Annotated in this window: 10 protein-coding genes; 2 read left to right on the forward strand and 8 right to left on the reverse strand. The window is 36.0% G+C overall.

Going from position 1 to position 14,815, the window contains the following annotated elements:
• Positions 1 to 40: 40 nt before the first annotated feature.
• Both BUR19_RS03555 and BUR19_RS03560 read left to right on the forward strand, forming a co-directional pair.
• Positions 41 to 1,678: an ABC1 kinase family protein gene (locus BUR19_RS03555; RefSeq protein ID WP_074233539.1), complete on the forward strand. Its 1,638-nt coding sequence runs from the start codon at positions 41 to 43 to the stop codon at positions 1,676 to 1,678.
• Between the two features lie 319 nt (positions 1,679 to 1,997).
• Entirely contained in the window at positions 1,998 to 4,265 is a 2,268-nt protein-coding gene (locus BUR19_RS03560) for a polyribonucleotide nucleotidyltransferase (protein ID WP_074233540.1), read from the forward strand.
• Between the two features lie 449 nt (positions 4,266 to 4,714).
• Here the strand turns inward: BUR19_RS03560 and BUR19_RS03565 are convergent, their stop codons facing one another.
• From BUR19_RS03565 to BUR19_RS03600, 8 genes are all read right to left on the reverse strand, one after another.
• Positions 4,715 to 5,440, reverse strand: coding sequence for a hypothetical protein (locus BUR19_RS03565; RefSeq protein ID WP_074233541.1), 726 nt, complete (start codon positions 5,438 to 5,440; stop codon positions 4,715 to 4,717).
• A gap of 160 nt (positions 5,441 to 5,600) precedes the next feature.
• Positions 5,601 to 6,302, reverse strand: a complete 702-nt coding sequence (locus BUR19_RS03570; protein WP_139297252.1) for a hypothetical protein — start codon at positions 6,300 to 6,302, stop codon at positions 5,601 to 5,603.
• 107 nt (positions 6,303 to 6,409) lie between these two features.
• Positions 6,410 to 8,083, reverse strand: a complete 1,674-nt coding sequence (locus BUR19_RS03575) for a T9SS type A sorting domain-containing protein (protein ID WP_175565862.1) — start codon at positions 8,081 to 8,083, stop codon at positions 6,410 to 6,412.
• A gap of 70 nt (positions 8,084 to 8,153) precedes the next feature.
• On the reverse strand, positions 8,154 to 8,933 hold the full coding sequence (locus tag BUR19_RS03580) for a LuxR C-terminal-related transcriptional regulator (RefSeq protein ID WP_245799015.1): 780 nt from the start codon (positions 8,931 to 8,933) through the stop codon (positions 8,154 to 8,156).
• 195 nt (positions 8,934 to 9,128) lie between these two features.
• Positions 9,129 to 11,555, reverse strand: coding sequence for a TonB-dependent receptor (locus BUR19_RS03585; RefSeq protein WP_074233544.1), 2,427 nt, complete (start codon positions 11,553 to 11,555; stop codon positions 9,129 to 9,131).
• Entirely contained in the window at positions 11,552 to 12,070 is a 519-nt protein-coding gene (locus tag BUR19_RS03590) for a MarR family winged helix-turn-helix transcriptional regulator (RefSeq protein ID WP_074233545.1), read from the reverse strand. Before BUR19_RS03590 ends, BUR19_RS03585 begins: the two co-directional genes overlap by 4 nt.
• 121 nt (positions 12,071 to 12,191) lie before the next feature.
• Positions 12,192 to 13,628: a serine hydrolase gene (locus tag BUR19_RS03595; protein WP_074233546.1), complete on the reverse strand. Its 1,437-nt coding sequence runs from the start codon at positions 13,626 to 13,628 to the stop codon at positions 12,192 to 12,194.
• 123 nt (positions 13,629 to 13,751) lie between these two features.
• The gene (locus BUR19_RS03600) at positions 13,752 to 14,810 is read right to left on the reverse strand and encodes a DNA polymerase beta superfamily protein (protein WP_074235527.1); all 1,059 of its coding nucleotides are present in this window, start codon (positions 14,808 to 14,810) and stop codon (positions 13,752 to 13,754) included.
• Between the last annotated feature and the right edge of the window lie 5 nt (positions 14,811 to 14,815).

Consider the following 14,815-nt stretch of genomic DNA (forward strand, 5'->3'; position numbering starts at 1 on the left):
AGGAATAATTTTTGAGAATCATTAAACTCAAATCAAAATTATGTTCGACAAACAGCAACGCAAACTCAAAAGATCTGCTAAATTAATCTCTGTTTTAAGCAAATACGGATTCAAAGATCTTATTGCCAGAATGGGCAAAAAACCGGAAGAAAGTTCTGTAAATGAAATTGTTTCCAAAGGAACGGTTTATGAAAGAATCCGATTGGTTTTGGAAGAGTTGGGACCAACGTTTGTGAAGCTTGGACAGACTTTCAGTAATCGTGAGGATTTGTTGCCACCGGAATTGATTCAGGAGCTGCAGAAACTTCAGGATCGAGTTGAGGTTGTTGAAATGAATGTTGAGGAAATCCTTGAAAATGAATTCAATATTTCGGTGAAAGAACATTTTTCGGAAATCATTTCAAAACCTTTGGCGACAGCGTCTATTGCTCAGGTTTACAAAGCCACTTTAATTTCTGGTGAAGAAGTGATTCTGAAAATCAAAAAGCCTGATGTTCTCAGTGTTATCGAGGATGATTTGCTTCTTATTAAAGATCTAGTAAAGCTAATCTCTACTTATTCTGAAATTGCTTCAAAATTAAATCTAAAACAAGCGATTGCAACCTTCGAAAAGTCTTTGTTAGAAGAAGTTTCTTTGGTTAATGAGCGCAATAATATCAAGCAATTCTCTCTCAATTTTAAAAATAATAAAGAAACTTATGTTCCAATTGTTTATGACGAATTTTCCAATAACAATGTCCTTTGTATGGAGTTCATTGACGGAATCAAAGTCACGGATAAAACAGAACTTTTACGACATAATATTGATCCGGTTAAAATTTCGGAAGTTGGATTAAGGCTTTTCGTTTCTCAGATTTTGGATTACGGATTTTTCCACGCTGATCCTCATGCAGGTAATATTCTTGTGAAAAAAGATGGAAGAGTAGTTTTCATAGATTTCGGAGCGGTTGGGAAAATTCAGCCGAATGATAAGGAGGTTTTGGAGAGTCTGATTGTTGCTTTTGTTGCGAAGAATTCTAATAAAATTGTACGTTCTCTCAAGAAAATGGCGGTGAGTTATGAGATTCCGGATGATAGAAAATTTGAAAATGACGTGGATGAAGTTCTGAATTTCGTTCACAGCACTTCTTTAAAAGATATTAATCCGCACATCATCATCAACAAAATGAAAGATGTCCTTAAGGATAATCAGCTTTATATGCCAGACTATTTTTATCTTTTATTTAAAGGAATTGGTTTGATAGAAGGCGTTGGCAGAACTATTAATCCGGATTTGGATATTGTAAAAAGTTTGCATCCTTATACCAAGAAAATATTAACGAAGAAAATCAGTCCAAAAAAACTCCTGAAAAACGGAATGGATAAAGTGATTAATTTCACAGATAATGTAGATGAAATTCCAAAAGAACTTCGCTCCGTTCTGCAAAAACTGGATGATAATAAATTCACGATCTCGAGTGAAATCAAAAACATTGAGAAAACGAATAACCTTATTAAATCTAGCATCGTAAATCTGATTTTAGCGATGATTCTGGGAGCGAATATCATTGCAACTGCTATCGTTTTTGTTTCAGAATCAGGTCCGAGGATTGGAGAAATGTCTTTGGTGGCAGTTTTGGGATTTGTGTTTTCTATTTTCCTAGTCATAGTTTTATTATTAAGGATTACAAGAAAGTGATTATGTCATTTGTTAAACACAAAGGCACGATGATTTTTTTTAATTCAAATTAATTTAAGGCACAAAGTGCAACTTCGTTAAATGAAAAATCTTTGATTTTCTTCGTGCCTTAGTATAGCTTAGAGCTAACATATTCTTTGTGCCTTTGTGTTTAGCTTTATTAATTTAATAAACTGATTATTAAATTCAAATTCTTTTCAAAAAATACCTGTTTTCAATACATATTTATAATCCAAATAAATACATTAAATTTGCACCAAATTTTAGACGAAATACATTAATTAAAAGTACTCAATACGGAGTACAACACAAACAATTTATGAGTGCACCTCAAGCAATTACAGAGCTGATTACTCTTGCAGACGGCAGAGAAATCACAATCGAAACAGGGAAACTAGCTAAACAAGCTGACGGATCTGTTGTAGTAAAAATGGGCGGAACAATGCTTTTAGCGACAGTTGTAGCCAACAAAGAAGCCAATCCTGGTGTAGACTTTTTACCTTTAACAGTAGATTACAGAGAAAAATTCTATGCAGGCGGTAAAATCCCTGGAAATTTTTTCAGAAGAGAAGCTCGTCCTTCAGACCAAGAAATCTTAACGATGCGTTTGGTAGACAGAGTTCTTAGACCTTTATTCCCTGAAGATTTCCACGCGGAAGTTCAGGTCATGATTTCATTAATTTCTTATGACGGAGAATCGATTCCTGATGATTTAGCAGGTCTTGCTGCATCTTCAGCGATTGCAATTACAGATATTCCTTTCAATGGGCCAATGTCTGAGGTAAGAGTAGTAAGAATTGATGGTCAACTTTCAATCAATCCTAAATTCGAAGATCTTAAAAATTCTGATCTTGATATTATGGTTGGAGCAACTAAAGATTCTATCGTAATGGTGGAAGGTGAAATGAAAGAAATCACTGAAGCAGAAATGCTTGAAGCGATTACTTTTGCTCACGAAGAAATCAAAAAACAAGTTGAAGCTCAGGAAAGACTAGCTGAAAAAGTAGGAAAATCTTTCCCGAAAAGAGAATATAGCCACGAGAATCACGACGAAGCGATCCGTGAAAAAGTGTGGAAAGAAACTTATGATAAAGTTTACGAAGTAGCAAAAACGCCTTCCAGCAAAGAAGAAAGAGGAGAGAAATTCAAAGCGGTACGTGATGAATTTTTAGCTCAATATGTTGAAAATGCGGAAGAATTGGAAAGAGTAACACCTTTCGTAAAAGTATATTACCACGATGTGGAAAAAGAAGCGATGCGTCAGATGATTTTGAATGATAAAATCCGTCTTGATGGTCGTGATCCTGAAACAATTCGTCCAATCTGGAGCGAAATCGATTATTTGCCAGGAGCTCACGGTTCTGCGATCTTTACAAGAGGAGAAACTCAGTCTTTAACGGCTGTAACTTTAGGTTCTGTGAAAGATGCAAATATGGTGGACAGCGTAATGGTAAATTATGACGAGAGATTCTTCTTACATTATAACTTCCCTCCGTTCTCTACAGGTGAAGCTCGTCCTTTGAGAGGAACTTCAAGAAGAGAAGTTGGTCACGGAAACCTGGCTCAAAGAGCTTTGGCCAATATGATTCCTGAAGAAAATCCTTACACTATCCGTATTGTTTCTGATATTCTTGAATCAAATGGTTCATCTTCTATGGCAACTGTTTGTGCAGGGACTTTAGCATTGATGGATGCAGGTGTTCAAATCCATAAGCCAGTTTCCGGTATTGCAATGGGATTGGTAACTGATGTTAAGTCAGGGAAATTCACAGTGCTTTCTGATATTTTAGGAGACGAAGATCATCTAGGTGATATGGACTTCAAAGTAACGGGAACTGCAGACGGAATCACAGCTTGCCAGATGGATATCAAAATCCAAGGTCTTTCTATGGATATTATGGAGAAAGCGCTTTTACAAGCTAAAGACGGAAGACTTCATATCCTGAACAAAATTACTGAAACAATTGCTGCTCCAAGAGAAGATGTGAAACCTCACGCTCCTAAAATGGTAATGATGGAAATCCCTAAAGATTTCATCGGTGCTGTAATCGGGCCTGGTGGAAAAATCATTCAGCAAATGCAGAAAGACACTGATACTGTTATTGCTATCGAAGAAGTTGGAGAGATCGGAAGAATCGAGATTTCTGGTGTTAGCAGAGAGAAAATCAATGAGGCTATTGCGAAGATCAATGAGATTACTTTTGTACCTGTTGTAGGCGAAGTTTACCAAGGTAAAGTAGTAAAAGTAATGGATTTCGGAGCTTTCGTAGCGATTGCTAAAGGTACTGAAGGCTTACTTCATATCTCTGAAATCGAGTGGGCAAGACTTGATAAAGTTCCTTACAAAGAAGGTGATGAAGTGGAAGTGAAGTTTATGGGTTATGATGACCGTAAGAAAATGAAACTTTCCAGAAAAGTTTTGTTGCCAAGACCACCAAGACCTGAAAAGAAAGAAGGCGAGCAAAGAGGTCCAAGACCAGAAGGGCAAAACAGATCTGATAGACCTGCGAGACCAGAAGGTAACAGAAGACCAGAGGGCGAAGGCGAGAAACCTGCCGGAGACCAAAACCCTTCTAACGAAGCTTAAGATTAAGTTCTTAGATATAATTAATCCCCCGATCATTCGGGGGATTTTTTTGTGGAATGTTTTATTTATAGTCTTTCGAGAGCCTCAGGATGACATCGCTAATACTCAACGGATATATTGCTTATGACTTAAGAATATTATTTCAAGTAATGAGAATATACTTTACAGTGGCAAGAATATGATTTGCAGTAGGGAAAATATGCTCTAAAGTAATAAGAATATGATTTACAGTGCCGACAATATCTTTCACAGTAGGGATAATGTGATTTAAAGTAATGACAATACGCTCTGCAGTAGTGAGAATATGGTTTGCAGTCATAAGAATTTGATTAATAGTTATGGCAATATTAATCTTGTTAAAAGCATATAAAAAAACATCCTGACTGGAAATTCAGTCAGGATATATAGTGTTATGTTTTGATGCTAAAATCTGTGAATGTCTTTAGATTTTAGCTTTTTACTACTGTAAATTTTATTGCAGATACTGTCTCAAATTCCGGAGAGGTTGCTCCGTAAATCGTCTTGACGTATTTTTTGACGTTTTGGGCGATGGTGTAGAGTCCTGTTTCTTCTGCGTATAATATCTGATCTCTTTCTGTGAGTTTGACGTTGAGTTCGGCTTCGGTTTGATCTACAGGCTGAGTGGTGCTGACCAATGAATCTTTGTAAGTGGTGAGGTTGGTGAGCTTCAAATCTTCTTCGTTGGGTGTGTAGACAGGAATGGTTGCCAATAATTGTAAAAGTATGCCGAAATTCTCGGCTTGCTGAGTATATGATTGGCGGGAAATGGATATTGTTTTTGGTGGTTCTCCGCCTTCTTCGGTTGTAGCTTTGGGCTTCTTTTGTCCGCCCTGGATGGTGCGGTTTAGGGTTCTCGCCTGGTCGATTGTTCCTTGTGGTAAGCCTAGGATTTCTAACAGACTGAGAATTCTTGTACAGGTTGGTTTCAGGTTTTCGAATGCTACCTGACGCAGGGCGATGGCGTTTTTGTTCGCGTTTCGTTTTTCTTCTACTTCGCTGAGTTTTGCAACGGCAGTGGTGTAGAGGGTTTGGAGATTGGCGACCGAAAGGCTAGCTACCGGAGGATTGTAAAGTGTGTAAACGGAAACTTGCTCTGTGAGTTTTTGTAGGTTGGCTACGTTCTTAGCGTGTCCTACTTCTGATGTTGAAGACATAGTATTGTGTTTTATAATTATTTCTCCAAATATATTATTTATTATGAATATGACAATTAATTGGATTATTAATTATGAATAATTGAATATTATGTTAAATTGGGAATGGGAAACCCTAGCGGGAGGCTGGGGGTTTGTTTGTTGGGAGCGTTATTTGTCTTTAACGGTTGATAAGAACCGTATTACAAGCATTGGATGATACATTAAAGTTTCCTGAAGCAACGGGTAAACCGCTTTTTCCAATTGCCTGATAGGAAAAAGTTCCTGGTGTCTCAAAATAAAAACATTCTGACTCTCCGCATTTATATTCTGATCCTTGATCGTAAGTGATGTAACCTGCATAATTTCTGAAATTAGATAATGTACTGTTTTTCCACACCACTATATTTAAAGTATCATTGTTAAGAGGTTTGTTAGTGTAAAATGAAACCATACCTTTACCAGTAGGATAGGGATTTGTGTATGTGTAATTAAAATTTTTAGTTAAATCCTGAATCTCACCTTCTGCTGAGAACGGAATGGGTATCCTGGAAAGATCAGCATACGCAGAACCCTGAATTTTAAATTTATATTTTCCTGTTTTTGTAATTTTTCCAAACCTAACTTCATAAGAAGTATTGCCAATGCGAATTATTCCATCTCTGTTATCCCTCATCTCGGGATGATGTGCTATGCCGAATGTGCCACTTTCATCCTGAGGAAACATTCCAATAGAAGCGGAAGCATCTGCGGCATCGTCCCGAATGGTCATAAACCATTGAAATCCTGTATAAATAGGTGCTTCCTGATCATCTGACAGTGGAATTACACTACACGTTCCTGTATAGTTTTTGCCCTTGAAAGTAAATGTCCCCTTTCCCACAGAATTATTAAAATCTGTATCAGTCTGTTCTTCATCATTTGAATTACAATTATATGTAAGTGATACAAGCAGGATTAGAAAGATTATTTTAAAAGATTTCATAATAATTACCTTTTAATTAGTTTCAAATTTGTTTTTTGTCCATCTTTTGGATTGATAATTAGAAAATAGTTTCCTGTTTCAAGCCTTTCTATATCTATTTTCTCATTATATCTTGCGTTTCCGGATTTTATAATATTTCCGTTTAAATCCATTATATTATAGTCAAACGCTTCCATTGATTTTTTACCGTTAATTGTGATGAACGATTTTGCAGGGTTTGGAGATAAGATCAGTTGATTATCGTTACTGATATCTTTTACGGATAATTGTGAAAGCTGAGATAAATCTAATTTATACAAGCCAGGATTCTCATAGCTGTTACTGTAATAGAGATATTTTCCACTACTGTAGAAATTACTATCAATGCTTACATAATTACCAAAATTATAAACAGGATAAGTTCCTCCTATTGTAGCATCTGTTTTGTAAAGATAATTACCTTCATAATGGCTCATCTCGTGATAGTAGAAACTGTTGTTGGCGAAAATGGTAATTAAACTACAGGCTTGGTTATAAGATTTTATATTTTTGAAAAAACGGGTACCGGAAACTGTTCCGTCTGAGATCCAGAGTTCTGAGGTAGATGGCGTGCTACCTGAACTGATTGTGTAATTTCTTTGTCCGATAACCTTGTTGTTGGCTTGATATACAGGATTTTGGCCAGCGCCTGCTATAACAGGATATTCCGGACTTACTTGTGAAGTAGTTTGTGTGGTCGAAAATGCTGGTATGCTTGTTAAAACAGGTGTGGAGGAACCATCCGACATATACACTTTATCACCATCTGTGATATAGACCATATTATTAAAAATGTAAGGTTGTAATGGTGTTGTGTTGTTGTCACCTTGGTAAGTAAAATAATTGGTATTTACATTATTGTTTGTAAGATTAATAGATTCTATTTTGTTCACTATTGTTCCATTTTCATTAATTCTGCTGACTTTTAACAGGCTATTGTTGAGTTTTACAAATCGGCTTAAATCTCTAAAATAGTATCCTGTGGAAGGAACATTGTTGGTAGTAGAAATTAAGCTTATAAGTCCTGTGTTATCATTGACTTTGAAAATCTTTTCGGAATTTCCTTCATCAAAGTAATTGCCCGTAAGATAGATATCGCTGTTATTGATATGGATCCCGGAAATTCTGAGATAATAAAAATGAGTAGGGGTGTCATAGTATTTTAGCCCAGTCATTGTATTGGTTAAAAAATTATATGTCTGAGCCACACCATTAGGCGTGAAATATAATTTGTCATTGATGAAAGCATAGTCGCCCAAAACCTGACTATTACCTAAATAGGTTTGGGAAAAATTGATCATACTGTTGGTTAGCGGGTCGATTTGATAGAGTAGATTGTAGGACGACGTTTTGAAGTAGATTTTCCCATTGTACATTCTGATAAAAGTAGGTGTTTCAGCATTCGGGATCTCTCCAGATAAGATGGTAACTTGATTGTTAATGACGTTTACCTTAGCAATCTTTCCTGTATAATAACCACCTGCAAGAGTTTTTGTATAGCAATAGATGTAACCTCCGCTTTCGTAAAAAGGTGTGGATTGCTTTGGAACAAAACCATTACCACCATACAATCCATAACCATCCGGCATAGGAATGTAAGTGGATTGAGCTGAAAATGTAAGAGAGAATAAGACTGAGATAAAAAAGATAATTGTTTTCATAACTTTTGTATTTGTCATTACAAAACTATCTCAGTTATAAAACAAAAAAAATAGCTATTTCTAGCTATTTTTATATCCATCCTTCTTTTATGGATTTGCATACGAGTTCCAATGGAGTATGTACTTCCGCTTTACTGAGTATGTTTTTTCTGTGATTATTGACTGTATTAATGCTAATAAAAAGCTCATCTGCAATGGTTTTGGTGTTTTTGCCTTCAACGATACATTTCAGAATCTCTTTTTCTCTTTTGGTAAATAAATCGAATGATTTTGTTAATCTTTCTGTAACTTGGATATTGTAATAGGAAGGTTCATTATCAAAGCCTATGATAGAGAAACAAGGTATGCCTTCTGGTTTTATATGGCTAATGTCTGTATCTAATGATAATGTACGATAATAGTTTTTTTCATCATAATCCACCTGAACGGCTTGGTGCAGGATCCGAATGTATCGTCCATCCTTTTTTCTTAATCTTATATCATACTGTACCTTATAATATTTTGCTTTTTCAAAAGGTAAGGTTTTGAAAAACTCAACCACTTTGGACTCAAAGCTTAAAAAATAGGATCTGTCATCAGGATGTATAATTTCCATAAATAAAGTGACCGTTATTTCATTGGAGTTATAGCCTAATATTTCGCTTATGTTATCACTGATTACATCAAATTCTGTAGTGTACATATTAAAAACATAGTAGAAATAGTCTCCGGCGTGAAAGACATTTAGTAAGCGTTTATACCATTCTATTTGTTTATGCAGCTGCTCTGTATCAGGAATTGTTTCTTTATTTACAACCGTTTTCCAGACTTTCGCAGCTGCTTCATATAAGGATGGTTTTGAATTTTTCATAATCATTTGGTTTTAATGGAAATAGATTTTAAATATACCAATAAAGAGTAAATGAATATGAAAATGCTTTTTTATTTTCAAAATAATATTAAAATTTATTTAAAAATATCATCAATAATGAAAAATCCTCTTTTCACTACAAGAAGAGGATTTTTTTGAATTAAATTAATTTCAATATGTTTAGGATTTTATCATTTATCCAGCCCTCTGCTTCAAATCATCCGCCCCACCAGTTTTCCTCGCTTGTCCAGATTTCCCTGAGCCGAAGTTATAAGTGTAGGAAAGCGTTGCCACTCTGGTGTCTCTTCTCACAATGAAGTTTTCTACATAGCCGGAATAGATGTTTCGGGCTTCCGGATTGCTCTTGAAGAAGATGTCGTTGAAAGAAAACTTGAGCGTGCTGTTGTTCTTGAATTTCTTCTGAGCACCGATGTTTACAGACCACATCGGTTTCAGATACATATAGGCGTAGACTTCTTTGGCTTTGTAGTTCCCTGAAAGTTCTGCCGAAAAACCATTTCCGATTTTGAAAGAATTGATGCTGTTGAGGTCAAATGTAAAGTTCCCCTGATTCTTGATATTGGTGTCGGAAATATTGCCAGTGTAACTGCCGTAATAGAAATTGGCACTGTTGTTCATCTCCCACCATTTGGTCACTTTTACAGGCGCAATCAGGTTGAGACCGTAATAGGAAGCGGAACTGAGATTCTCGTTGGTCTGTACCACCACCGTTTTTCCGTCCTCGATAATCGGCATCAGAACGTCTGTGATGTTTTTGTTGGTTTTGCTGTAGCTCAGGGTCGCAAAATACTTGTTGCTCAAACTGTAGGTGAACTCATAATTCATTGTGGTTTGCGGGTCGAGATTGGGATTTCCGGCTTGGTAGGTTGTCGGGTCCAGATAGAATTTAAAAGGGTTGAGCTGACGGTAATTGGGTCTGGTAATTCTTCTGCTGAAGTTGAGTTCTACGCTGTTTTTGTCATCCACATCATAAGAAAAAACGGCACTTGGAAATAACTGTGTGTAATTCTTTTTGTTGATTTGGTTGGTGGTGAGCTGATTTCCCGTCACGTTGGTGTTTTCCATTCTGAGACCAAAATTGACCTTGAATTTTTCCCAATTCTTAATCACGTTTCCATAAACGGCATTGATGTTTTCCTCGTAAATGAAATGGTTGGTTTTGGTATTGTCAATAACCGAAGTTCCGGAACTGGCATCAAAAAACTGAAGGTCGTTGTCCGCTTTTACAAAACTCGTTTTAAGTCCCGTCTCCAATTTCCAGTTCTTTCTGAAGACTTTGGTAAGGTCTGATTTTAAGGAATAAATATTGAGGTTTCCGTCCAAATCGCCTTTTAAAATATAAGGATTTGGGTTAGCCGAAGTTGACGGAGAAAGGTTTCCATCATTATCAAAATTTCTTGTATTGAAGTTTTGAAGCGACGTGTTAGAATAATTGATATAATCCAAATCCGTCGTGAGTTCTGAACCCAGCGAATCGATTTTGTATTTGTGATTGAAGTTCAAAGACGCATTTTTCCAATGGTCGCGGTTGTTGCTTTTGGTGTTGAAAGTTCCGTCGGGCTGGTAATTTTGATTCAGAATCTGAGTGTCATTATTGCTCGTCGGGTCGAATCTATTGCTCACAAGACCAACTGAAAATCCTAAAACATTCTTATCGTTGGCGTAATAATCCATTCCGACTTTTGCGATGTGATTTCGGAAATTCATTTTTAGAAAATTGTTCTGAACGTAGGCGTTTTGGAACGTTCCGTTTTCGTAGAAGTTTCTGTCCAAGGTCAATTTGTTGAAGAATTCTCTGTAAGCAAAGCTGTAGTTGGCAAAAAGATTCACTTTTTTGTTCCTGTGATTGATGCTGAAACTGTTGTTGTTCTTCACATATTTTCCTGTTCCGAGGGAAGTGGAAAGACTGCCGTTGGTTCCTTTTCGCTGGTCTTTTTTGAGTCTGATGTTGATGATAGAAGTTCCGGATGCATCGTATTTTGAAGACGGATTGGTAATGAATTCGATTTTTTCAACGGTGGAAGACGGGATTCCTCTGAGGTAATTGGCAAGGTCGGTTCCTGTCATCGGTGTGTTTTTTCCGTCGATTTGAACGAGCAAATTTGCTTTGCCACGCATACTGATATTGTCGTTGCTGTCGATATTGACGCCTGGCGCTTTTTCCAACACTTCGAAAGCTGAATTTCCGGTGGAGGCGATGCTGTTTTCTACATTCAGAATCATTTTTCCGTCCTGTCGTTCGATGTAAGGTTTTGTTTTGGTGATTGTCACGGCTTCAATTGATTTTTCATTGAGTGAAATCGAAGGAAGTGTGGTATTTTCATTGACGGAAACTTGAGATTGATAAACTTCTGCTCCGCTTTTATTGATTTTCAGATTGTAATTTCCTGACATCAAATCATTGAAACTGAATTTCCCGTTTTGGTCAGCAACTTCGGTTTTTATCAATTTGTTTTCTGAGTTGAATAGATTGATTTCTATTTGATTCGCATTGCCGGAATCAATCGTTCCTGATAAAGAAAAATTCTGGCTGGACTGTGCAAACAAGGTTGTGAAAAAAGACACTGTCCAAATGAGTATGGCTAAAAATATTCTGGTCATTGTGTTGTTGTTTTGATTAAAAGTGATTTTTTATTTCTCGCAGATTTTATTGATTTTGCAGATGGATATGTTTTATTTATTTTTGTGTTGATACAGTTTTCGGAGATTTTTAAAAGTGCTGAATTCATTATTTCTAGTTCAGATTTTGAAACATTTTCTAAGGCTACGCTTCTGTTGTTCTCGATGAGGTTCTGAACTTTTTCGATGATTTCTTTTCCGGATTTGGTGACGCTGAGATTGGTTTTTCTGCGGTCGTTTGCGTGAACTTCTCGTGTTATGAATTCCGACTTCACCAATAATTCAATAATTCTCGTGACTGATGCATTGTCTTTGAAAACCAGATTTCCGATTTCGTTTTGAGTAATTTCAGGATTTTCGAGAATTGCTTTGATGATGAGCCATTGGTCAATTGTGATGTTGAAACCGTTTTCTTTTAGTTGTCTCTGGGCGTAATTTCTGTAAGCTCTAATGGCTTTATCGATATTGTAAAATATGATTGAATCTAATTTTTCCATAGTTTTAAAAATTTAAAATGACTTATCAATTATTGATATATCAATTAATTTGTTGTGGAAGTTTTTGATTTGTTACAAGTGGGTAAAAAAAAATATCCATCTTTTTGAGACGGATATGATTTTACTTTGTGAGTTTATCTAACAGAAATTTCCAGCGGGGATTTTCTGGTTCCAATTCCTGTGCTTTTCTGAAACACTCGATTGCTTTTTTCTTGTTGTTATTTCTTTTATAAATTTCTCCAAGATTTTCGTAGGGAAGTGTAGAGTTAGGATATTCGGAAACATTCATTTCGAAAATTTTAATTGCATCATTTAGTCTGTTGGCTTTTCTTAATTCGTAACCGAGGTAATTGAGTTGATTTTCATTGAAATACAAATCCGGTTCTTTCGAAATTTTCAACTTTTTATAAAGGTTAATTCCTTCATCTACGCCAGATTGATTAATTGTTCTTCGTAATGAATCCAGCAATTTCCAAGGATATTTGTAGGGCGTTATCTTGGAACTCGAATCAATAATGTGATTGCCGATATCCGTAACACCATTATTGGAATTGGACAAAACAACAACCGCGAATCCATTCTTCTTATCAATCCCTAAAAACGTTCTGTAGCCGGGCGTTCCGCCATCTTTGAAAATGATATTTTTTCCATCGTCGTTATATAAAGTCCAGCCAAGTGTGACATAACCTCTGTTGCCGTCTTTTTTGGCTTGCTGCAAATGCGTCAGTTCCATTGCAGGATAAATATCGGATTTGATAAATCCCAAATTAGCCGCCGCAAAAGTCAGCAAATCATTGGCTGTGGAACGGAAACCGCCGCCGGCTTCAATCGCTCCCAAATCGATAAAATCTACAGGTTCTCCATATTCCGAATGCCCGATTGCTGCTCTTTTTTTGATTTCAGGCGTGAAGGTAATCACTGTGCTTTTCATCTTTAGAGGTTTGCAAATGACATCTTCTACAAAGGTTTCGTAATTCTTTTTATGAGAAACCGAAGTCAGAATTTCGCCTAACACACCGTAAGCCACATTGGAATATTGCCATTTGGAATCGATTTCAAAACTTGGTTTGAAATCAGAAACGTACTCATACAATCGCTTCACATTGTAATCTGCGTAAGGCTGGTCCAGATTTTTCGGGTCAACATTATAAGGGAAACGCGGGAAAGTTGACCGATGCGTAGACAGATTGGATAAGGTAATCTCTTTTCCGTTTCTTGTCGGGGTTTTTACATTTTTAGGAAGATATTTTGAGATTGGGTCATTCAGATTGACTTCGTGCTTCAAACTCATATCCGCCAATAGGAGAGATGTGAAAACCTTTGTAATAGAACCTATTTCGTAAACTGTATTTCCGTCTGGCAAAGCGGGATTTTTATCACTCAAAACTCCCTCAGAATAGATTTGTCTTCCGTTTTTATCAATGATTCCAACAACAATGCTTTTGCTTCTTTTGTTGGCAACTTCCTGTTTGATAATCGCTTTTATACTATCCGCAGATAATTGCGCAAAAGTGATTTGTGATGCAAAAGCCAATAATATCAGGATTGATTTCTTCATTTTTCTGTAATTGATTTCAAACTAAAGACAACTCAAAGCTAGGGATAATTACATTGGTAACTATGATTTGTTATTTTTACTTTTTCATTGAATAAAAAATAACACCATCGAATTTTGATGGTGTTATTTGTAAAGTTGAGTTCTAATTTCTATTAATGTTCTCTCAGCTTTTTCTTTATCAGGAAAATCTGGCAAAGAAGAACTTTCAGCTAACAAATTCAATTCTTCAATTAATTGGTCAGCTAACAAAAGCAAATCATCGTAATCCCAATTTCCTGCTTTGATACTTAAAAGTTCATCCCGATTTTTAACCCGGATTTCAATCTTATTATTCTTGAAAATATTGACAGCCGATTGCAAAAGACGAATTGTGTGCATCATATTTTTGCTGTCGTAATTCTTGCCGTGCTTTTGATTGGTATTGTATCGGTCTTCATTTCTTTTTTCTACCCAATCCCAATATTCCTTATAGCTTTTGCAGTAAGTAGAATAGGCATCCTGATTGAAAAATAGATAAGCTTCCGGTTTTTCATTTCTAGGAACAGAAGATAAACCGACTTCATTAGAATCTTCATTTTTATAAATTCCATTGTAGTTTTTATCTCCAATTTCATCATAGAACAAAGCAAAAACACCTTTTGAATTTGGCGTTTTTACTAAACCGCATTTTTCCTGTAAAAAGTTTTTCTCCTTCAGCCAATCTTTTGCAGGAATTGAATTTGAATCTTCCAATATCACACAAAAATCCAGAATTCCTTTTCGTTCTTTTTCAACAGGATTTACAATCTTTTTGTTAAGTCCTCTTGCTTTATGGATTTGAGTTGACGCATATCCTCCAAAAGTATCTTTACAAAGTTTTGACAAAAAATCTTCCTGACAGAATTTATCCATTATCGAATTTTTGTAAAGAATACAATCTTCCGGCGTTGCTAATATTTCCAGAATATTCGGATTGTTTTTTAATAGAAGTTCAACAAAACGTCCTATTTCATAATATACAATATCATTAGTTTCGTTAGAAATCTGCGGAATATATTCTAAACCATAGAATAAATCTTTTGGCAGATAAAAAACACCCTTTATATCCGTATCCGAATTTTCCGTCGCCAATCCGAAAGACTTGCTTCCGGAAATGGCTTCGAAAAGGATAAGGTTGTTTTGTTTTAAAAAATCGATAGTTATCATTT

The organism is Epilithonimonas zeae (assembly GCF_900141765.1).
GTDB lineage: Bacteria > Bacteroidota > Bacteroidia > Flavobacteriales > Weeksellaceae > Epilithonimonas > Epilithonimonas zeae.